17 protein-coding genes and 1 riboswitch are annotated in these 20,672 nt (G+C 72.0%); of the genes, 10 read left to right on the forward strand and 7 right to left on the reverse strand.

Translation table 11 applies throughout. From position 1 onward, the window contains the following. Nucleotides 1-92: 92 nt before the first annotated feature. The 3 genes from ACZ4UV_RS16075 (at nt 93) to ACZ4UV_RS16085 (ending at nt 5,030) form a co-directional block, all read left to right on the forward strand. Entirely contained in the window at nt 93-1,718 is a 1,626-nt protein-coding gene (locus ACZ4UV_RS16075; protein ID WP_467838449.1) for a succinic semialdehyde dehydrogenase, read from the forward strand. Nucleotides 1,719-1,822: 104 nt separating this feature from the next. After that, entirely contained in the window at nt 1,823-3,598 is a 1,776-nt protein-coding gene (locus tag ACZ4UV_RS16080) for a GMC family oxidoreductase N-terminal domain-containing protein (protein WP_467838451.1), read from the forward strand. Nucleotides 3,599-3,878: 280 nt separating this feature from the next. Continuing rightward, nucleotides 3,879-5,030: a hypothetical protein gene (locus ACZ4UV_RS16085; protein ID WP_467838454.1), complete on the forward strand. Its 1,152-nt coding sequence runs from the start codon at nt 3,879-3,881 to the stop codon at nt 5,028-5,030. A 621-nt stretch (nt 5,031-5,651) separates the two neighbouring features. Here ACZ4UV_RS16085 and ACZ4UV_RS16090 read toward each other — a convergent pair. Then, nucleotides 5,652-5,933, reverse strand: a complete 282-nt coding sequence (locus ACZ4UV_RS16090; RefSeq protein WP_351491322.1) for a chorismate mutase — start codon at nt 5,931-5,933, stop codon at nt 5,652-5,654. A gap of 293 nt (nt 5,934-6,226) precedes the next feature. Here ACZ4UV_RS16090 and guaA point away from each other — a divergent pair, with 293 nt between their 5' ends. Together guaA and ACZ4UV_RS16100 are read left to right on the forward strand one after the other, a co-directional pair. Further along, nucleotides 6,227-7,807, forward strand: coding sequence for a glutamine-hydrolyzing GMP synthase (guaA, locus tag ACZ4UV_RS16095; RefSeq protein WP_390044098.1), 1,581 nt, complete (start codon nt 6,227-6,229; stop codon nt 7,805-7,807). Nucleotides 7,808-8,013: 206 nt separating this feature from the next. Then, entirely contained in the window at nt 8,014-8,808 is a 795-nt protein-coding gene (locus ACZ4UV_RS16100) for a class II aldolase/adducin family protein (protein WP_351491326.1), read from the forward strand. Nucleotides 8,809-8,967: 159 nt separating this feature from the next. Here ACZ4UV_RS16100 and ACZ4UV_RS16105 read toward each other — a convergent pair whose 3' ends face one another. Then, on the reverse strand, nt 8,968-9,849 hold the full coding sequence (locus tag ACZ4UV_RS16105; RefSeq protein ID WP_467838460.1) for a DUF4429 domain-containing protein: 882 nt from the start codon (nt 9,847-9,849) through the stop codon (nt 8,968-8,970). Nucleotides 9,850-10,037: 188 nt separating this feature from the next. On the opposite strand from ACZ4UV_RS16105, the gene ACZ4UV_RS16110 reads away from it, so the two are divergent. Beyond that, nucleotides 10,038-11,315 (forward strand): hypothetical protein, encoded by a 1,278-nt coding sequence (locus ACZ4UV_RS16110; RefSeq protein WP_451020126.1) that lies wholly within the window; start codon nt 10,038-10,040, stop codon nt 11,313-11,315. A 202-nt stretch (nt 11,316-11,517) separates the two neighbouring features. Beyond that, nucleotides 11,518-12,057, forward strand: a complete 540-nt coding sequence (locus ACZ4UV_RS16115) for a DoxX family protein (RefSeq protein ID WP_451020125.1) — start codon at nt 11,518-11,520, stop codon at nt 12,055-12,057. 18 nt (nt 12,058-12,075) lie between these two features. On the opposite strand, the gene ACZ4UV_RS16120 is transcribed toward ACZ4UV_RS16115, so the two are convergent. Together ACZ4UV_RS16120 and ACZ4UV_RS16125 are read right to left on the reverse strand one after the other, a co-directional pair. Further along, nucleotides 12,076-12,285: a hypothetical protein gene (locus tag ACZ4UV_RS16120; protein ID WP_390044104.1), complete on the reverse strand. Its 210-nt coding sequence runs from the start codon at nt 12,283-12,285 to the stop codon at nt 12,076-12,078. Further along, on the reverse strand, nt 12,272-13,696 hold the full coding sequence (locus ACZ4UV_RS16125; protein ID WP_467838465.1) for a PspC domain-containing protein: 1,425 nt from the start codon (nt 13,694-13,696) through the stop codon (nt 12,272-12,274). Before ACZ4UV_RS16125 ends, ACZ4UV_RS16120 begins: the two co-directional genes overlap by 14 nt. Before the next feature lie 199 nt (nt 13,697-13,895). On the opposite strand from ACZ4UV_RS16125, the gene ACZ4UV_RS16130 reads away from it, so the two are divergent. Together ACZ4UV_RS16130 and ACZ4UV_RS16135 are read left to right on the forward strand one after the other, a co-directional pair. Then, complete coding sequence (locus ACZ4UV_RS16130) at nt 13,896-15,188, forward strand: ATP-binding protein (RefSeq protein ID WP_451020124.1); 1,293 nt, start codon at nt 13,896-13,898, stop codon at nt 15,186-15,188. Next, nucleotides 15,185-15,898 carry a LuxR C-terminal-related transcriptional regulator gene (locus ACZ4UV_RS16135; protein WP_467838469.1) on the forward strand — a complete coding sequence of 238 codons (714 nt, stop codon included), beginning with the start codon at nt 15,185-15,187 and terminating at the stop codon, nt 15,896-15,898. Before ACZ4UV_RS16130 ends, ACZ4UV_RS16135 begins: the two co-directional genes overlap by 4 nt. 67 nt (nt 15,899-15,965) lie before the next feature. On the opposite strand, the gene ACZ4UV_RS16140 is transcribed toward ACZ4UV_RS16135, so the two are convergent. After that, nucleotides 15,966-17,024 (reverse strand): C40 family peptidase, encoded by a 1,059-nt coding sequence (locus ACZ4UV_RS16140; RefSeq protein WP_451020123.1) that lies wholly within the window; start codon nt 17,022-17,024, stop codon nt 15,966-15,968. Nucleotides 17,025-17,536: 512 nt separating this feature from the next. Between ACZ4UV_RS16140 and ACZ4UV_RS16145 the strand changes: the two genes are divergently transcribed. Continuing rightward, complete coding sequence (locus ACZ4UV_RS16145; protein WP_362592005.1) at nt 17,537-17,890, forward strand: hypothetical protein; 354 nt, start codon at nt 17,537-17,539, stop codon at nt 17,888-17,890. A 12-nt stretch (nt 17,891-17,902) separates the two neighbouring features. Here ACZ4UV_RS16145 and ACZ4UV_RS16150 read toward each other — a convergent pair whose 3' ends face one another. Together ACZ4UV_RS16150 and ACZ4UV_RS16155 are read right to left on the reverse strand one after the other, a co-directional pair. After that, the gene (locus ACZ4UV_RS16150; RefSeq protein WP_451019519.1) at nt 17,903-18,871 is read right to left on the reverse strand and encodes a tellurite resistance/C4-dicarboxylate transporter family protein; all 969 of its coding nucleotides are present in this window, start codon (nt 18,869-18,871) and stop codon (nt 17,903-17,905) included. Nucleotides 18,872-19,097: 226 nt separating this feature from the next. Then, complete coding sequence (locus tag ACZ4UV_RS16155) at nt 19,098-20,246, reverse strand: C40 family peptidase (RefSeq protein ID WP_451019520.1); 1,149 nt, start codon at nt 20,244-20,246, stop codon at nt 19,098-19,100. A gap of 7 nt (nt 20,247-20,253) precedes the next feature. After that, nucleotides 20,254-20,428: riboswitch (cyclic di-AMP (ydaO/yuaA leader) on the reverse strand. Nucleotides 20,429-20,672 lie beyond the last annotated feature (244 nt).

The following is a 20,672-nucleotide window of genomic DNA, read 5'->3' on the forward strand; positions in this document are numbered from 1 at the left end:
CTGCCAGTGATCACTGGCGTTGTGTGTGCGGTCGGTGAAACCGGGTTACCCACGGGTACCCAAAGGCTCCGCTCCCGAATACCCTGCGGCTCATGACGGACTCGCAGGCCCCGGCCCACGCACCGGCCCCCACCGGCACGAACCCGCTCGCCCCCGCCCCCGCAGGGGCCCGAACCGCCGCCGACGTGGTCACGCCCGAGCTGGTCGCCCAGCTCACCAAGGGTGTCGTCGGCTCCGGCCGTACGGCCAACCACACCCCCTTCACCGGCGAGAAGCTGGCCGACCTGCCCGAGTCCACCCCCGAGGACGTGGCCAAGGCCTTCGACGCGGCCCGTGCCGCGCAGGCCGTGTGGGCGAAGGTGCCGGTCCGGCAGCGTGCCGCCGTCCTGCTCCGCTTCCACGACCTGATCCTGGCCCGCCAGGCCGAGGTCCTCGACCTCATCCAGCTGGAGACCGGCAAGGCCCGCCTGCACGCCCACGAGGAGGTCCAGGCCGTCGCCGTCGCCAGCCGCCACTACGGCCGCAAGGCCCCCGCCTACCTCCGCCCCAAGCGGCACGCGGGCGCCATGCCCACCCTCACCCGGGTGACCGAACTTCGCCACCCCCGGGGCGTGGTCGGCCAGATCGCCCCCTGGAACTACCCGCTCGAACTCTCCGTCGGCGACGCGCTCCCGGCCTTCGTCGCGGGCAACGCGGTCGTCATGAAGCCGGACACCGAGACCTGCCTGACCGCCCTGTGGGCCCGCGACCTCCTCATAGAGGCGGGACTGCCCGCGGACGTCTTCCAGGTCGTCCTCGGCGAGGGGCCGGTCGTCGGCCCCGAGGTCGTCCGGCACGCCGACTACGTCTCCTTCACCGGCTCCACCCGCACCGGGCGCGAGGTCGCGCAAGGTGCGGCGGCCCGCCTGGTCGGCGTCTCCCTCGAACTCGGCGGCAAGAACGCCATGCTGGTCCTCGACGACGCCGACATCGAGAAGGCCGCCGCCGGCGCGGTCCGCGCCTGCTTCTCCTCGGCCGGCCAGCTCTGCATCTCCATCGAGCGGCTGTACGTCCACGAGTCGATCGCGGACGCCTTCGTCGAGCGGTTCGCCGCCCGCACCAGGGCCATGCGCCTCGGCCGCTCCCTCGCCTACGGCGCCGACATGGGGTCCCTGGTCGGGGAACGGCAGCTGGAGACCGTCAAGCGGCACGTCGAGGAGGCCGTCGAGAAGGGCGCGACCGTCGTCGCCGGCGGCACCGCCCGCCCGGACATCGGCCCCTACTTCTACGAGCCCACCATCCTCGACGGCGTCGAGGACGCGATGGCCGTCTGCACGGAGGAGACCTTCGGGCCGGTCGTCTCCATCTACCGCTTCAGGACGGAGGACGAGGCCGTCGAACACGCCAACGGCACGCCGTACGGCCTCAACTCCTCCGTCTGGTCGAAAAACGGCAGCCGCGGCCGTGCCGTCGCCGCCCGCCTGCGCACCGGCACCGTGAACGTCAACGAGGGCTACGCCCCCGCCTACGGCAGCGTCCAGTCCCCGATGGGCGGCATGAAGGACTCGGGCCTGGGCCGCCGTCACGGCTCGGAGGGCATCCTCAAGTACACGGAGGCCCAGACCGTCGCCCAGCAGCGCCTCCTGCCGATGGCCCCCTCGCTGGGCATGGACGACGAGAAGTACGCCCAGTTCATGAGCACCAGCCTGAAGGTGATGAAGGCACTGAGGCTGCGCTGAGGCGCGCCTTCAGGGGCGCTGGGGGTACCCCCGGCCGAAGGCCGGGGGAGGAACTGTGCGAGCAACCACGTACTACCCGCACGTACGCTCAAAGAGGAGAAATCGTGCCCCAGGATGCCTACGACTACGACGTCATAGTCGTCGGTTCAGGATTCGGCGGCTCCGTGTCCGCCCTGCGCCTCACCGAGAAGGGTTACCGAGTCGGCGTTCTTGAGGCGGGCCGCCGCTTCACCCGCGAAACGCTCCCCAAGAACTCCTGGGACATCAAGAACTACCTCTGGGCCCCGCAGCTCGGCTGCTACGGCATCCAGCGCATCCACCTCCTCGGCAACGTCATGGTCCTTGCCGGCGCAGGCGTCGGCGGCGGCTCGCTCAACTACGCCAACACCCTCTACGTCCCGCCGAAGCCCTTCTTCGACGACCCCCAGTGGCGCGACATCACGGACTGGCAGGAGGAACTGAAGCCGTACTACGACCAGGCCCAGCGCATGCTCGGCGTACGGCTCAACCCGACGATGACCCCGTCCGACGTCCACCTGAAGGCGGCGGCGGAGAAGATGGGCGTCGGCGACACCTTCCACCTCGCCCCCGTCGGCGTCTTCTTCGGCGACGGCAAGGACGCCGACGGCGAGGCGAAGGCGGCGCCCGGCGACCAGGTCGCCGACCCCTACTTCGGCGGCGCCGGCCCCGCCCGCAACGCCTGCACCGAGTGCGGCGAGTGCATGACCGGCTGCCGGCACGGCGCGAAGAACACCCTCAACGAGAACTACCTCCACCTCGCCGAGAAGGCGGGGGCGGAGGTGCACCCGATGACGACGGTCGTCTCCGTCACCGACGACTCCCGGGGCGGCTACGCGATCGCCACCCTCCCCACCGACGACAGGAAGGCGGAGGGCCGGATCTTCAAGGCCCGCCGGGTCGTCATCGCCGCCGGCACCTACGGCACCCAGACCCTCCTGCACCGCATGAAGGCCGGCGGCCGGCTGCCGTACCTCTCCGACCGCCTCGGAGACCTCACCCGTACCAACTCCGAGGCCCTGGTCGGCGCCCAGACCGACGACCGGCGCTACCGCAAGGCACACGGCACCCCGAAGGCCGACTTCACCAAGGGCGTCGCGATCACCTCGTCCATCCACCCGGACGAGAACACCCACATCGAGCCGGTCCGCTACGGCAAGGGCTCCAACGCGATGGGCGGCCTGTCGATCCTCCAGGTGCCGTACGCGGAAGGCTCCTCCCGCGTACGCGGCTGGCTCGCGAACGCGGCCCGCCACCCCCTCCTGGTGCTGCGTTCGCTCTCCAACCGGCGCTGGTCGGAGCGGACCATCATCGGCCTGGTCATGCAGTCGCTGGACAACTCCCTGACGACGTACCTGAAACCGGACGGCGTCGGCAAGGGCCTGCTCACCGCCCGGCAGGGCCACGGCGCCCCCAACCCCAAGCAGATCAGGGCCGCTTCGGAGGCGGCCAGTACGCTCGCGGCCGAGATCAACGGGTTCGCCGGCAGCAACGTCGGCGAGCTGATGGGCACCCCGCTCACCGCCCACTTCCTCGGCGGCTGCCCGATCGGCGACTCCCGCGAGACCGGGGTCATCGACCCGTACCACCGCCTCTACGGCCACCCGGGCATCTCGGTCGTGGACGGCGCCGCCGTCTCCGCGAACCTGGGGGTGAACCCGTCCCTCACCATCACGGCACAGGCCGAGCGCGCGATGTCGTACTGGCCCAACAAGGGCGAGGCGGACCCGCGGCCGCGGCAGGGCGAGCCGTACCGGCGCCTGCGGGCGGTCGAGCCGCACCGCCCGGCGGTCCCGGCCGAGGCCTTCGGCGCGCTGCGGCTGCCGTTCCTCTCGATCCCGGCCGTACCGCCGAAGAAGTAGAGCGGAGAGGCGGCCGGACAACGAAGAGGGACCTGTGCCCCCCTCCGAGCCCAGGTCCCTCTTAGATCGCGGCCGTGACCCGGCAAAGCCTCATCGGATGTCACCGCTGGTTCCGCAGATGTGACCGGTGAGTCCTGTGAATGGTTGCCTCCGCATTCACAGAACCTGCATGTGATGTGAGTCACTCCGGCTGTCGGATCGCTGGATCGCCGGATGGCATGGACACAGCCGATTCCAAGGTTATTCTCGCCCCCGTCGAACGGCCGAGCGAGAGAGTGTCATGTCTGACAGACGGTCCGAAGAATCGTCGGGGGACGAGCCGTCGTCCTCCATATCCGACGAGGTGTGGGAGCAGTTCCTCCGCGACAGTGAACGGGACATCCGCAAGTCCGCCCCCAAGGAGCCCTCCGCCCGGGCCCGTGAGGTGACCGAGCGGCTCAAGGGGCAGCAGGGGCAGCCCGAGGGATGGCGGACCGGGCCCGTCTGGCAGGAGCAGAACGGGCGGGCCGCCCGGCGCCGCAGGGCCTGGGCGGTCATCGGCGTTCCGCTGGCGATCGCCGTCGCCGTCGTGGCGATGCGACCGTCCCTGATTCCGGGCGATCCCTTCGGCTCGTCCGCCGGCACGGACACCGCGACCACGCCGCTGCCCGACGAGAGCACCACCCCGACCGCCCCGCCCTCCGCGGTCGCCTCCGACACCCCCACGCTCGCCCACCCGTTCGCCGGTTCCCCGGCGCTCCGCTGGGCCGACGGCGCGGCCGGCATCGTGCTGCCGAAGGCCACCGCGGTCGGTGCCGTCCCGAAGGACCGCGTCGAACTGGCCCTCCAGCAGACCAGGAAGCTGCTGGTGGACGCCAACCTGAACCCCGACGTGCTGGCCGGCGGCCGTCCCGCGGCCGCCCTCTCGGTGCTCGACCCCAAGCAGCCCGACGTGCTCGACAACCTCAACACCTCGCTGCGCAGCCCCAGCAAGACCCACGACCCGCTGTTCCTCTTCAGCCGCTTCGACCCGAAGGACGTGAAGCCGGCCGGGAAGACCGTCAAGGTGCGTGGCCGGATCACCTTCGCGAAGGGCAAGTACCAGGGCGTGGCCGTGCACGCCGACTACACCTTCGTCTATCCGGTCGTCCGCGCCGACGCCTCCGCCGACGGCTCCACCGAGGTCACCCGCACGATCGTGCGCCGCGTCATCGACACCGAACTCCCCGACCCCGCGCGATACCAGGTCACCGCCGGCCGCCTGACCCTCCTGCGCTACGACGAGGACGCCGGCAACTCGGCCTGCGGCATCAACGACGGCTACCTGCACCCGCAGTTCCCGACCCAGACGCCGACCGGCGGCGCCGCCCCGACCGGGCCGTCCGTCGATCCCTACGACCGCAGCCGCGACATCGGCAAGGAGGAGGCCTGCGGCACGGTCAGCCGGACGTAGTTCTCCGCGTCTGCTGCGCGTCTGCTGCGCGCAGGCGAAGGGCCCCGCGGGACGGAGCCGCGGGGCCCTTCTTTCGTCAGCACCGACGTCAGGGCAGCGTCGGTGCCTGGGAGCGGCGCCGGGGGGTTGCGCCGCTGGTCTCTGTGCCCTGTACCGCCGTCCGTGCCCCGGGTCGGCGCCCCGGCGCGCTCGGGGCGTACGGCAGGTCTCGACCTTTGGCGGACGGTCGGTACACGGCAATTCCGTTGCCTGAACTGGGACTTGGGAACTCCGAAGACCTTGCGGGCCTTCTACGCATCGTGCTGGATGTACGCGGCCTCCGCAACCGTTTGACCCAGCCCTTGTGCATTTTTGCAATTTTCCGCCGGTCGGCCCCGGGCGTCCCCGGAGCCGGCCGTCTCTTGGGTGACCGGGCTGCTGTCCCCTGCCGTCCGGTCACTTGACTGGAGCGAGGTCCCACGGCGCACGGTACGTCCCGTGCACCTCATCGCCCCAGCGAAGCCACGCGTGGTTCTTTCGGGCCCGCCCCTGGCTGACACGGACACCCCACCAACGAAGCGGCCCGCGGGCCGGTCACGCGCCGTACGGGTGAGAAGAGCCCCGAACTCAGATCCGCCCGACTCAGATGCGACCCCGGCACAGTTCCAGGAGGGTCATGGCCAGCGCCGTGCCGGGCCTGCCGAGTGCCGCGCTGTAGTGGCCGAGGATCTCCATCTCCCGGGAGAGGTTCACCCGGCGGCCGCCGGAGGCGATCCGGGCCTCCTGGACGACGGCGGAGACGGCCATCCGTTCCTGGATCAGACCGATGATCCGGTCGTCGAGCGCGTCGATGCGCTCCCGCGCGCCGGTGATCACCTCGGCGGCCTCGTGGGTGCGGGCACCGGTCACGTCGATCGCGTTCATGGGGGCTCCTCGTCTGTCCTTGCCGGAAGGGGTGCGGTGCCCCGGAGCGACCGGATCCGGAGAAACACCAGGCGCCCCGGACCTTGTCGGCCCGGGGCGCCTGGGGAAGTCGCTTGTCAGTTGCTCAAGCAGCACGACCATGGCAGCCGGTGGGCCGGTTGCCATAGGTAAAGAGGAAGGTCGTCTGGGTGAGCATGGGGGGAGTATGCCACAGGAGTACGGAGAGGTGTCCCGCGCCCACCCCGTTAGAATCGGTAACCACAGACCCCCGCCCGACCGCCGGAAGGCACCCCGTGTCATCAGCGACTCCCGCTGCCGCCGCTCCCGACACCGTCCTGGTCGTCGACTTCGGCGCGCAGTACGCCCAGCTCATCGCCCGCCGCGTCCGCGAGGCCCGGGTCTACAGCGAGATCGTGCCCAGCACCATGCCGGTCGCCGAGATGCTCGCCAAGAACCCGGCGGCGATCATCCTCTCCGGCGGCCCCTCGTCCGTGTACGAGGAGGGCGCCCCCCGCCTGGACCGCGAGCTCTTCGAGGCCGGCGTCCCCGTCTTCGGCATGTGCTACGGCTTCCAGCTGATGGCGCAGGTCCTCGGCGGCACCGTCGACAACACCGGCGCCCGCGAGTACGGCCGTACCGACCTGCACGTCTCCAAGACGGCCTCCACCCTGTTCGAGGGCACCCCCGCCGAGCAGCACGTGTGGATGTCGCACGGCGACGCCTGCTCCGCCGCCCCGGAGGGCTTCACCGTCACCGCGTCCACGGACGTCGTCCCGGTCGCGGCCTTCGAGAACGACGAGCGGAAGCTCTACGGCGTCCAGTACCACCCCGAGGTCATGCACTCCACGCACGGCCAGCAGGTCCTGGAGCACTTCCTGTACCGGGGGGCGGGCCTCAAGCCGACCTGGACCACCGGGAACGTCATCGACGAGCAGGTCGCCGCGATCCGTGAGCTGGTCGGCGACAGGCGTGCCATCTGCGGTCTGTCCGGCGGCGTCGACTCCGCCGTGGCCGCCGCCCTCGTCCAGAAGGCCATCGGCTCCCAGCTGACCTGCGTGTACGTCGACCACGGCCTGATGCGCAAGGGCGAGACCGAGCAGGTCGAGAAGGACTTCGTCGCCGCGACCGGCGTCCAGCTGAAGGTCGTCGACGCGGAGGCCCGCTTCCTGGACGCCCTCGCCGGCGTCTCCGACCCGGAGCAGAAGCGGAAGATCATCGGCCGCGAGTTCATCCGGGTCTTCGAGCAGGCCCAGGCCGAGATCATCGCCGACGCCGGCCCGGCCGTGGAATTCCTGGTCCAGGGCACCCTCTACCCGGACGTCGTGGAGTCCGGCGGCGGTACCGGCACCGCGAACATCAAGTCGCACCACAACGTCGGCGGTCTGCCGGAAGACCTCGAGTTCAAGCTGATCGAGCCGCTCCGTAAGCTCTTCAAGGACGAGGTCCGGATGGTCGGCCAGGAGCTCGGCCTACCGGAGGAGATCGTCCAGCGCCAGCCGTTCCCGGGTCCGGGCCTCGGCATCCGGATCGTCGGCGAGGTCACCAAGGAGCGGCTGGACCTGCTCCGCGAGGCCGACGCGATCGCTCGCGAGGAGCTGACCGCGGCCGGCCTCGACCGCGACATCTGGCAGTGCCCGGTGGTCCTGCTCGCGGACGTCCGCAGCGTCGGCGTCCAGGGCGACGGCCGCACCTACGGCCACCCGATCGTGCTGCGCCCGGTCTCCTCCGAGGACGCCATGACGGCCGACTGGTCCCGCCTGCCGTACGACGTCCTCGCGAAGATCTCCACCCGGATCACCAACGAGGTCCGTGACGTCAACCGGGTCGTCCTCGACGTCACCTCCAAGCCGCCGGGCACCATCGAGTGGGAGTAGGCCCGGTAAGAGGCCCCGAGAAGAGGTGGTACCGCTCCGGCGGTGCCACCTCTTCGACGTGTCTCGGACGAGCCACCCGGCTGTCGATTCCCGACATCTTCTGTCGCGATCTGCTCGCGCGCGTCATCTTTACAGAACAGCTCTGTTTTCCTGCGCTGACCGGCGGTAACTTCCGGCCGTAACACAAACCCAGTGCTGGAGGACCTATGCACGGGCCGACCCCGCCCCTGCCGCTGCCCACCGATCAGCTGCAGTTCGCGATGCCGCCGATGTACGACTCGCTCGACGACGAGCGCCGGCACCGCAAGGAGCGGCTCGCCGGAGCGCTGCGGATCTTCGGCCGGGCCGGACTGGAGGACGGGGTGTCGGGGCACATCACCGCCCGCGACCCCGAGTACTCGAACTGCTTCTGGGTCAACCCGTTCGGCATGCCGTTCAAGCACGTCACCGTCGGCGACCTCGTCCTGGCCAACCAGGACGGCCAGGTGATCGAGGGCCGCTACCACGTCAACCAGGCCGCCTTCACCGTCCACGCCCAGGTGCACGCGGCGCGCCCGGACGTCGTCGCCGTCGCCCACTGCCACTCCGTGCACGGCCGCGCCCTGTCCGCCCTAGGCGACCTGCTCGATCCGATCAGCCAGGAGAGCTGCGCCTTCTACGAGGACCACGCTCTCTACGATGCCTACACCGGCGTCGCCGTGGACGCAGAGGAGGGCCGCCGGATCGCCGCCGCCCTCGGTTCCCGCAAGGCGCTGGTGCTGCGCAACCACGGGCTGCTGACCGTCGGCGACTCGGTGGACGCGGCGGCCTGGTGGTTCCTGTCCATGGAGAAGTCCGCGCAGGTCCAGCTGACCGCGAAGGCGGCCGGCCGGCCGCTGCTGATCGACCACAAGCTCGCCGTCGCCACCCGGGAACAGCTCGGCGGCGACCTGGTGGCCTGGATCAACTACCAGCCCCTGTGGCAGGACATCAGCCGCAGCGAACCGGACCTGCTCAGCTAGGCGCTCCGCAAGGTGCTCCGCAAGGCGCTTCGCTGGAAGCGCCGCGGTCTGTCGTCTGGCGTCTGCGGCGCCGTCGTGGCTGGTCGCGCAGTTCCTCCCCCGGCCTTCGGCCGGGGGGGTACCCCCAGCGCCACTTCAGGGCGCTGCCCAGCCGTCGGCTCAGAAGCTCCGCAGTACGGCTGCCTTCGTCAGCGCGAACTCCTCGTCCGTGAGCACCCCGTCGCGGTGCAGTGCGCCCAGCTCCCGCAGCCTGCGCAGCAGGACGTCGTGGTGGTCGGCCGGCTGGCGCGGCACGGGCGCCGGGGGCCGGTCGGCGCACTCCGCGCCCGGCCGGGTCGACGGATGCGGCAGCCGGGCCGTGACCGCCGCCGCCACCAGCGCCGTCAGCAGGTCGCGGCGGACACTGCCCCACAGGTCGAGGGCGTACGGGTCGCGCTCGGCCGGCAGCTTCGAGAACACCGTCTCCCGGGTCACGAACCGCAGGAAGCCGTCCTCGTAGCCGGAGTTGGGCAGCCATTCCACCTGCACCAGATCGCCGACGCCGATGATCCGGGGCCCGGTGGCCCGCTTGACCCGGTCGGAGGTGTCGGCCCAGTCGATGCGCACCTGCGTACCGTCGAACGACACGGTGCCGTCCGAGGACCGCACCGACACCGGCACCGGCGGCCCCGGCAGCAGGTAGGTCCTCGCCGGCTCCTTCGGGACCTGGTCCAGCAGCAGCGACTGCCGGATCTCCGCCACGACGTACTCGGCCACCCCCGACCGGTCCCCGTCCACCGCCAGCCGATACGGATCCGCCGCCTCCGGCAACCGCCCGCCCGTCGCCTGCAGCAACGGGTCCGACCCCTCGCGCAGCCGCATCCTCAACCGCCCCCGCCTGCGCTCCGGCTCGTACACCACCCCCGCCACCGCCTCCAGGGGTACGGCGATCTCCCCGTAGGTCTGCCGGAACAGCGGCACGGACCGATGGCGTCCCGGCGTGATCCGGACCGTGCTGCCGTCGAAGGCCCAGGTCCCGTCCCGCTGGATGATCTCGGCCATGGGGAAATTCTCGCAGCCGGGTCAACACGTCTGCCGTATCTTCACCCGTCGTGACCGGCCCACTGAACGCGAACGGCGTGGCGTAGGGCACAATTCGCTCTCGACACAAGGGAGTTGCGCGACGGCGTCCGGCCCCGGGGAGGGCCCTGCGCGTCGCGCCCCGGGCGTGGGGAAGGCGGGCGTCGGGCGTGGCGGTGCAGGAGGCGAGGCAGGGCGCCGGTACGGGTGTCCACGGGGGCGGCTGCGCGTGCGGGGACTGTCCGCACGGGGCACGCGAGGGACACCGGCGGGCGGTCGCCGAATTCCTCCTCAAGCGGGAGGAGTTCGCGGCCGGGCACGGGCTGCCCGCGGCGGTGGCCCACTCGGCCTCCGCCTCCCGCCAGTGGGTCTCCGAGGAACTCACCCAGTCCGCCGAGGTGGTCGCCGAACGCGGCCGCGCCGAGGGCGAGGCCTGGCTCGCCCGCCTGTGGCTGCGCACCGCGTGCACCGTCTGGGCCGCCGTCGTGATCATGCTTCTCACCCAGGCCCTCACCGCCGTCGGTGCGGGCTGGACCAGCGCCCGCACCGCCGGGCTGCTCGCCGCCCTGCTCGTGGCCCTCGCCCTCACCGCCGCCTCCTGGTTCCACCGCTCGCGCGGTGGGGTGCTCGCCCCCGTCATCGGCGAGGACAACCGCATGTCCACCTCCCGCACCGTCGCCGCCTCCTGGGTGCTCTTCGTCGCCTACGCCGTCCTCGTCCTGGCCGGGCGCCTGGCCGCCGCCTCCTCTCCCGCCGACCGCGACGCCCTCATCTCCGGCCTCGACCTCGCCCGCGGCGCCGGCGCGGTCACCGTCCTCGCCGTGGTCTGCGCCATCGCCGTGCTGGTACGCCGGGTGGTCGGCCTGCGCATCGCCGGCCAGCGCCTGCAGAAGGTGCGCGCCCACCGCCCCCGCGCCGCCGACCTGCTCACCGACGACGCCGGCCGCGGCACCTTCGCCGACATCCAGTACGTCGTCATCAGCGCCGTCGCCCTGCTCTTCGCCGCCGTACGGCTCGCCCGCCGCCCCGACCAGCTCCCCGACCTGCCCTGGGGCCTCGCGACGGTGGTCCTGATCTCCGCCGCGACCTACCTGGCCGGCAAGTACGCCGAGGGCGGCCGCCCGGTGATCCTCTCCGTCGTCCGCGCCCGCGAGGCCGGTGACCTGGACGCCCCGATCCGCACCGGTGACGACATCGAGATCCGCGGCACCGGCTTCGTCCCGCCCGGCGCCCAGACCGCCGACCGCCTCTCCCGCATGGTGGTCCGCATCGGCGCCGTCAACGTCCACGTCCCCCTGGTCCCGGTCACCGGCGGCTTCAGCAACCCCACGGACCACGTCCTCACCGTCCCCGTCCCGGCCGACGTGGAGCCCGGCTCCGTCGAGGTCCAGGTGGTGACGGCGGCCGGAGTGGCGACCAACCGGTGCGTGGTCGAGGTGACGGAGTGAGAGCGCCGGCCGGTGAGGGGCGGAGCAGAAACGGCCGAGCCCGGCACCCGACCCTTCTTGCCCACCTTTCTCCACTCTCCCGGGTGTCACGGTCCGGCCGAAATTCGGAAAAACGTCCGGGAGAGGGTTGAGACGGCCGCGGTTGTCGTACGTATCGTCTGTTGAGGGGCCCGGGTACAGCGGCGAGAGGCGGCTACTGGCGATGACTCACGGCATTCGTTCGGACACGCAAACTCCGTATCTCGACGGCGACCGCGGACTGCGGGAGACCGCCACCCGATACGCCCTCCTTCCCTTGCGGGTCTTCCTGGGCGTCACCTTCATCTACGCCGGCCTGGACAAACTGACCGACAGCGCCTTCCTCAAATCCGGCGGCTCCGGGTCCATCGGCGACACCATGCGCGCCGTCCGTGACTCCGCCGCGATCCCGGCCCTGGTCGACCTGGCCCTGAAGAACCCCGTCGGCTTCGGCACCGCGATCGCGTTCGGTGAGCTGGCCGTCGGCCTCGGCACCCTCTTCGGCCTGCTGGCCCGGCTGGCCGCGCTCGGCGGCGCCCTGATCTCGCTCAGCCTCTGGCTGACCGTGAGCTGGGCCAACTCCCCGTACTACTACGGCAACGACCTCGCCTACCTGATGGCCTGGCTGCCCCTGGTGCTCGCCGGCGCCCCCTACCTCTCTCTGGACGCGGTGCTCCGCGCCCGACGCCGACACCGCTCCGCACGGGCTTCGCTGGGCCTCTAGCAGGCTCCTGATCGGCTCCTAGCCCTCCGGTGTGCCGCGGCGCCTGCGTATCGCCCGGGTCAGCGCCGCGGTCACCCCTGCCAGGAAGAGGCCGACCACCGTCACGGGGATGACCGCGAACCACTCGGTGTCCCACCAGCCGCCCGCGTCACCGGCGTAGGCGATCCCCGCTGCCGTCAGGAAGACACCGACGACCAGCCGTCCGGGCTGGAACTCATGCCGCAGCACGGGTCACCTCCACCTGTCCCGCGCCGACCTGGAGGTCCAGGTCGAGCGTCCCCGCGTTCTTCGCGCCGCTCGCCGGCGGCAGCGTCACGTCCTTGTGCCTGCCCGGTTCCACGTCCACGTCCTTCTTGTCGTCACCGGGCAATTGGATGTCGCCCACCCCCACGTCGATGCTCATCCGCACGGTCACGTCCGCCGGTACGACGATCTTCAGCTGGCCCGCGCCCACCTCGGCCGACGTCGACACCGTCCGCCCGTGGGCGACGCGTATGAGGGACAGGTCCAGGGTGGCCACGCCCGTCCCGAGGTCGTACGCCGACGACACCTCCGCCGCGGTGGCGGGCGTCCAGGACGCCCGCGTCCAGTGGGTGCTGATGTCGGACGGAAGGGCCGTCGCGACCGCCAGCAGGGCCGCCGTGAGCAGGGCCAGGAAGAGCGAGCCGGCTCCCGTGCGCCCGAGGAACGAGCTGAGCGCCGTCCCCAGCCCGAACACGATCAGCGCGCAGGCCAGGCCGGTCTGGAGGCTGGTGCCCAGCGGGTGCGTGTCCCACGTCAGACCCGTGCCCAGGCTGCCCGCCACCAGAGCGAACAGGAAGATCCAGCCGCCGATCCAGCGCGGTCCGCGCGGCTTCGGAGGTGGGCTCTGCCGGGCCCGGACGTCCTGGCCGTGGACCCACGGGGTGTTCAGCCGGAAGTCCAGCCCCGGGGCCTCCCGGCCGCGGACGTCGGCCGGGCCCCACAGGTAGCCGGTGCCCCCGACATGCGTGCCGTCCTTGACGATCGGGTCCCGCCACCACGAGGGGTAGGAGATCGGGATCGGCGGTGCCTGGGCCTCCGGCGGGGCGTCGGCGACGGCCTGGGCGGACAGCGGGTCGGGGTCGGGGGCGCCGCGCTGCCGCGACCAGTACCCGGCGCCGGCCAGCAGCAGGGAGAGGACGACGGCGAACGCCAGCACCTGGCCGTTCCTGACCATCGTCAGCAGCACTCCGCAGCCGACCAGCGCGAACAGCACGGCCGCCAGGGCCTGCCCGTCGACCCGGCCGGTCAGCAGCTTGCGGACCTCGTTCTCCTCGTCGTCCTCGTACGGCACGAAGAGCCAGGCGAAGCCGTAGAAGAGAAGACCGATGCCGCCGGTCGCGGCCAGCACGGCCAAGGTGATGCGGAAGATCACCGGGTCCAGGTCGGTGTGGCGCCCGAGCCCCGCGCACACGCCCGCGATCATCTTGTGCCGGCGGTCGCGCCGGAACCGGGGGGAGGCCGCGCCGACGGCTTCCGCGCCGGTGCCGGTGGCGTCGGCCCCCGTCGCGGCCGTCTGCGCCGCGGCGGGCGCGGCATCCGACGGCCCGGTGCCCGCAGCGGGCCGCGGGCCGGGGCCGGGTCCCGGACCCGTCGCGGCGTGCTCGTGATCAGTCATGAGTCAATGGTGACGGCCGTGCGGCCGCAGCGGCAGTCGGGATGACCCTGGCCGAACCCTGAAATCGGCCCCGAGTCCGGGCCGGGAAGCGTTCGAACGGCGCCGCGGCGCCCCGGAACCGGAGGAAATCCGAAGATCAGGGGAGTCTCGGGGGTCGACCCTGATGCTCCGCACCTGCGGGCGTGTGAACATCGATGGCATGCCGGAAGCCGCAGCAGTGCCCCTCGACGACCCGCGGCCGCCGCGCAAGCTCTACCGCAGCAGCGACGGCCGCTGGCTCGGCGGAGTGGCGCGGGGCCTCGCCGGGCATCTCGGCCTGCCTGTCGTCTGGGTGCGGCTGGTCTTCGTCGGCCTGTTCATGGCCAACGGCCTCGGCGCGCTGCTGTACGCCGCGTTCTGGTTCTTCGTGCCGCTCGGCGTCGGCGGGGTCGGCGGACAGAAGCCGCCGTCCCTGGTCGCCACCGAGACCTCGGCGGACGGCCGTCGCCGACTCGTCGCGCGCAAGCCCGACAAGGGCCAGATCGTCGCCCTGCTCCTCATGGTCGTCGTGTCCGTGGTGTTCGTGGGCAGTGTCAACCTGACCAGGGGCGCCAAGGCCTATCTCCTTCCCGCGGTCCTGGTCGCCGCCGGTGTCGCCCTGGTCTGGCGCCAGGCGGACAACGCCCGCCGGGCCCGCTGGGTCGAGGTCGGCAGCCGGCGCCGTACGCTCAGCCTGCTGCGCGCGGGCGTCGGCGTCCTGCTCGTCACCGCGGGCGTCTCGGGCGTCTTCGTCATGCAGGGCTCCGCCGCGCACATCGGCGCGGTGCTCCAGGCGGCCCTCGCCGTGCTCGTCGGCATCACGCTGCTCGCCGGTCCGTATCTGGTCCGGATGACCCAGGACCTCTCCGAGGAGCGGCTGATGCGCATCCGGGCCCAGGAGCGCGCCGAGGTCGCCGCCCATGTCCACGACTCCGTGCTGCACACCCTCACCCTGATCCAGCGCAACGCGGAGAACGCGGGCGAGGTACGCCGCCTCGCCCGCGCCCAGGAGCGCGACCTGCGCACCTGGCTCTACAAGCCCGAGGGCACCGGCAAGGACGAGGCCGACGAACCCGCCACCCTCGCCGAGGCCGTCCGGCGCAACGCGGCCGAGGTGGAGGACAAGCACGGCGTCCCCATCGAAGTCGTCGTGGTCGGGGACTGCCCGCTCGACGAGCGGACGGGCGCGCAGATGCAGGCCGCGCGCGAGGCGATGGTCAACGCGGCCAAGTACGGTGGCGAGGGCGGCGCCGTCCAGGTCTACGCCGAAGTCGAGGGCAGGACGGTCTTCGTGTCCGTCCGCGACCGCGGTCCCGGCTTCGACCTCGACTCGATACCCGCCGACCGGATGGGTGTCAGAGAATCGGTCATCGGCCGCATGGAACGTCACGGGGGCACCGCACGGCTGCGGTCCGTGCCGGGCGGCGGCACGGAGGTCGAGCTGGAGATGGAGAGGGCGGAGAAGACGTCATGAGCGACGCGACCGAGGCGAACGGCCCGGCGGAAGGCGCGGAGAAGGCCGGGCGTCGGGTGCGGGTGGTCCTCGTCGACGACCACCGGATGTTCCGGACGGGCGTCCAGGCCGAGATCGGCCAGACCGAGCAGACCGGCGTCGAGGTGGTCGGCGAGGCGGCCGACGTCGACCAGGCGGTCTCGGTGATCACCGCGACCCGGCCCGAGGTGGTCCTCCTGGACGTGCACCTGCCGGGCGGCGGCGGGGTCGAGGTGCTGCGCCGGTGTGCCCCGTTGATGGCGGACCCCGAGCAGCCGGTGCGTTTCCTCGCGCTGTCCGTGTCGGACGCGGCCGAGGACGTGATCGGCGTGATCCGGGGCGGCGCCCGGGGCTACGTCACCAAGACGATCACCGGCACCGACCTGGTCGACTCGATCTTCCGGGTCCAGGAGGGCGACGCCGTCTTCTCGCCGCGGCTCGCCGGGTTCGTCCTGGACGCCTTCGCCTCCACCGACGCCCCGCCGGTCGACGAGGACCTCGACCGCCTCACCCAGCGCGAGCGCGAGGTCCTGCGCCTCATCGCCCGCGGCTACGCCTACAAGGAGATCGCCAAGCAGCTGTTCATCTCCGTCAAGACGGTCGAGTCCCATGTGTCGGCGGTGCTGCGGAAGCTGCAGCTGTCGAACCGGCACGAGCTGACCCGCTGGGCGACGGCACGCCGCCTGGTCTGAGGCCCGCGCCCGCCCGGTCCGCCCGGTCTGCCGGTCCGTGGCCGCCCGGACGGCCGCGTGAGGCCGCTCAGACGACCCGCGTCGCCCCCGCGAACGGCATCTCGTCGATCGGGGCGATCCGTACCGGCGCCGACGGGTTGGGCGCGTGGATCATCTGGCCGTTGCCGATGTAGATGCCGACGTGGCTGATGCCCGAGTAGAAGAACACCAGGTCGCCCGGCTGGAGTTCGGAGCGCGAGACGCGGCGGCCGGCGTTGATCTGGGCGTAGGTGGTGCGGGGGAGGGAGACGCCGGCGGAGCGGTAGGCGGCCTGGGCGAGGCCCGAGCAGTCGAAGGCGTCGGGGCCGGTCGCGCCCCAGACGTAGGGGCTGCCGAGCTTCGAGTAGGCGTAGGCGATGGCGGCCGCGGCGCGGGAGTCGGTGGCGGCGACGCTGCCGGCGGTCAGCGGGGCGCGGGCGTCCGACGCGGAGCGTGAGGCGCGTTGGGTGCCGTCGTCCGCCGCGACCGCCGACCGCTGCTGGGGTGACAGCCGGTCCAGGAGCTGTCGCGCCTCGCCCAGTTTGCCGTTGACGGCGGCCTTCTCCCGCTTCAGCTCGGCCTGCCGGGACCGCAGCGACGTCAGCTCGACATGTGCGGCACCCTGCAACTGCTCGATCTCCCGCAGCTGTTGCCGTACCCGTGCCACCGCACCGGCCTGCCGGTCACCGGCCCGCTCGGCGAACGCCGCGTCGTCCAGGTACCGGTCGGGATCGCTGGACAGCGCCAGCTGCCAGGCCGGGTCGATGCCGCCGTCGCGGTACTGCGCGGCCGCGAAGGAACCGAGCGCGTCCCGGGCGGAGTTGAGCTTCTCCTGCGCGCGGGCGGTCTCGTCCTGCAGCGACTTCAGCCGATGCTGGGCCGTGTCGGCCCTGTCCTTCGCTCCGTCGTACTTCTGGGTGGCCTCCTCGGCCTCCTGGTACAGCTGGTCCACCTTGGCCTTCACCTGCGCCGGTGTCAGTTGCGGCTCGGCGTTTCCGGTCCCTTCGAAGGCCGTCGCGGTGGCCGCGCCCGCGAGGGCGAGGGTTACGGCCGTGCGGGCCGTGTTGCCGCCGAGCGAGCGCTGTCGGGGCTTGCGGTGCGCTGCCACCTGGACTGTCCCGTCCTTTCGTACGACCGCCGTCTCGTCCGTGGGCACGCCGGGGGGAGCGTCCGTACGGCCGCGGGGAGTGCGGATTGCGCGTCCGGCGGCGGCCCGCACAGGGGGAGCGGGCCGCCGCCGGACCTTCTCGGCGGTGGTGTCCGACTGCCGCCCCTGGCCCGGGCGGCGGTGGGGAGTCGTTCACCTGGGGGAGGACGCTAGGCCCGGGTGTGTCGGCTTGGTAACGCGATGCACGGAATTGGCGTGACTGGATCGTTACCGGACGGTATGTGAACGGGATTCCGGTCCGGAGTCGTCGGCTTCTCGGGGCGGGATGACCGAAGCGGCGGTTCCGGGGCTGATGGGGGACGCGGGGTGCTATGGGGTGCATGTATGCGGGTGCCGGGTGCCGGGTGCCGGGTGCCGGGTGCCGGGTGCCGGGTGCCGGGTGCCGGGTGCCGGGTGCCGGGGGAGGGGCCGGTGGCCGGTGCCCCCGGGGGCCCTGATTAGGCTCCGGGGCCATGGACGTACTCATCCATCTCTTCGTCGGCCTGCACATCATCGGCATCGCCGCGCTCCTCGGCGGCTTCCTCACCCAGATGAAGGCGATGGGCCAGGGCACGGCCCGGTTCGTCCCCGGGATGCTGCACGGCGCGTTCACCATGCTCGCGACCGGCGTGATCCTGGTCGGTCTCAACGAGGCCGACGACCACCACGTCAACACCATCAAGATCGGCGTGAAGCTCGCCCTGCTGATCGTGATCCTCGGGCTCGTCTACGTGAAGCGGGACGACGAGAAGGTCGAGAAGGGCGCTTTCGGCCTGGTGGGCCTGCTCACGGTGGTGAACATCTTCATCGCCGTCCTGTGGACCTGATCCCCGGCATCCTCAGCGGGTCTTCCTGAGAGCGGCACGGGCGTCCGCCGCCGCACCGGCCGCCACCGTCAGCCAGGCCGCCACCGTGACCCACACCAGCACCCGCCCCGGCCACCTCAGCCACGCGCCGCCGACGGCGGCCGCGACCGACAGCGTCGCCGTCGCCGTCATCCCCATCGGGAACACCGTCGACCAGCGGCGCATGTCGTAACGCGGGCGGGGCCACGCCACCTCCGCGGCCAGCAGGACGACGTACCAGGCCAGGTCCAGGACCAGCAGCGCCACCGTCACCACGCGCAGGACGCCCTGGTCGTCGTCGTTCCACAGGTACAGCCGCGCACTGTCGGCGGCCAGCAGCCGTGCCCCGGCCAGCGCCGAGATCGCGAGCGCGCCGCCCGCCACCCACTGGTCACCGGGCCCCTGGGCGATCTGCCGCCACTCGAACCGGGGCACGGCGAGCCCGTACATCGCCAGCCCCACCCAGAACAGGACCAGCGAGAGGTGTGCGAGCCATGCCGTGGTCACGGCCGCCGCCAGCGTCGCACCCAGCACGGCCGGCCCCTGCGTGGCCACACAGGCCAGGAACACCGCGCCGGGCATCCGCGGCTTCCAGTGCCGCACGACGAGGACCAGCAACGGCAGCCACAGCGCCACCGACAGCGCCAGCAGGGCCTCGGCCAGGGTCTGCCACCCGAGCGCCGAGAACCGCGTCCCCAGCACCGTCGTCGCCGCCACGGCGGTGAGCGCGCCAGGCGTCCGCGCCTCCCGCGCCCACCGCAGGCGGTCGCGCGCCAGCCGTACGACGAAGTCCGCCGCCAGCGCCGCCCACATCACGCAGGTCAGTACCAGCGCCACCCGGGACACGGTCTCGGCGCCCGCCAGGTGCAACCCCACCGACATGATGCCGGTGGCCATCACGGCGGCCCCGGCCGCCGGCGGACGCTGCGCCCACCAGCCGCGGAGGGGTGAAATGCCGGACATGCCCCTGATGCTAGGGAGTGCCGCCCGCTGGACGAGCGGGGCACGCGCGCGTGCGGCCCGAAACGGCGCCGACCGCGCGAGCCGTACGGTCGCGGCGGACGGGAGCGCGGGGGGATGTGGGGGAGCGGCTGCGGGTGCGTGGCGGGCGGCGGGCGCCGCTGTGCGTGCGGGGCCGGCGAAGAGAAGCGGGAGGCGGCGCCCCCGGGGTGGTGGGCGCCCCGTCGGGTCAGGCCGGGCGCACCACGCTGTGGATGATCGACTCGCCGCCGTAGTAGATCGACTCCTCCCGGACGTAGGCGCCGGGCTTCGGGGCGTGGATCATCATGCCGTTGCCGATGTAGATGCCGACGTGGCTGACGTCGTCGTAGAAGAAGACCAGGTCGCCGGGCTGGGCGTCGGCGAGGGGGACGGTGGTGCCGGCGTTCACCTGGTCGTAGGTGGTGCGCGGCAGGGAGACGCCCGCGGCCTTCCAGGCGGCCTGGGAGAGCCCGGAGCAGTCGTAGGAGCCGGGGCCGGTGGCGCCCCAGACGTAGGGCTTGCCGATCTGCGCGCGGGCGAAGGCGATCGCCTTGGCGGCCTTCGTGGCGTAGGCGGAGGACGAGCTGCTCGACGTGCCGGAAGAGGAGCTGCCCGACGCGGTGGACGACGACGTCGCCCGGTCGGCCGCCGCGGCCTGCTGCTTCGCCAGCTCCGCCGCCTTGCGGTCCGCCGCTTCCTGCTGCCGCTTCTCGATCGCCGCCAGCCGGGCCTTCTCCGCGGCCGTCAGCTGGGACAGCAGCTCCCGCGCGGAGGCCAGCTTCGTCTGCACCGTGGTCTTCGCGGTCCTGAGGTCGTCCTGCGTCTCGGTGAGCGACTCGAGGCTCCGGGTGGCCTCCTGCCGCTTCTTCATGGTCGCGGACTGCTGGGTGACGTAGTCGTCGACCGCGCCCTTCTGGCGCGCGGTCAGGCGGCTCATCAGCTGGTCCTGGTCGAAGTAGCCCTGGGGGCTGTCCGCGAGCAGGAAGGTCGCCGTGTCGGGAACGCTCGCCCCGGTCCGGTACTGGGCCGCGGCGAACGAACCCAGTTCCTCACGCGCCTTGTTGAGCCGGTCGGTGCGTCTGGCGACGTCGTCGAGCAGGGTGTCGACCTGCTTGCGCTGACTGCCGGTCCGCTCCTTGGCGGCGTTGTACTTCTCGGTCGCCGACTCCGCCTGCCGGTAGAGGGCGTCGACCTTCTTCTCGACCTCCTCCAGGCTCGGCTTGCCGTCCGAGGAGGGCGCGGCCTCGGCCGTCTGGGAGAACAGGGCCATGGAGGTGAGGGCGGCGGTGGCCAGTGCGGGGGTGCGTATGCCTGCCGCGCGTGTTCCTGACGGCCGGGACTTGCGGTGCGACGCCAACGGGGGCGACTCCTTCCAGCGGTCCGCCTACCGAGTTAGCTGTCGGGTTCGGGCGGGTGGTTCGGAAGGGTTGCCCTACGGTCCGTTCCCCGGAGGGGAGTCGGGACCGATTCACCCCGGGATCGGTGTGGGTCCCCGGCTCCGGATGCGCGGTGGCGCCCCGGACTCGGCGGAGGCCGTGCGGCCCGGCGACGTTCGCCGGTGGGGGTCGTACGGCCTGCCCGGCACGCTAGCCAACTCGTGTGGTCTCTGTGAAGTTTGATGTGCGATATGCCCGATACATTTTCGTGACCTTGGCGTCGGGATTTGTTCAGGCGGGGTGATCCGGGACGTTATGGGTAACTTGCCATGGATTGTTGAGAGGTTCGTGGTGGGCCTTCGCGGCCGTGTGACGCGCGTCGACCTGCTGTGACCGAACGGATCTGT

This window comes from Streptomyces sp. NPDC028289, assembly GCF_055565975.1.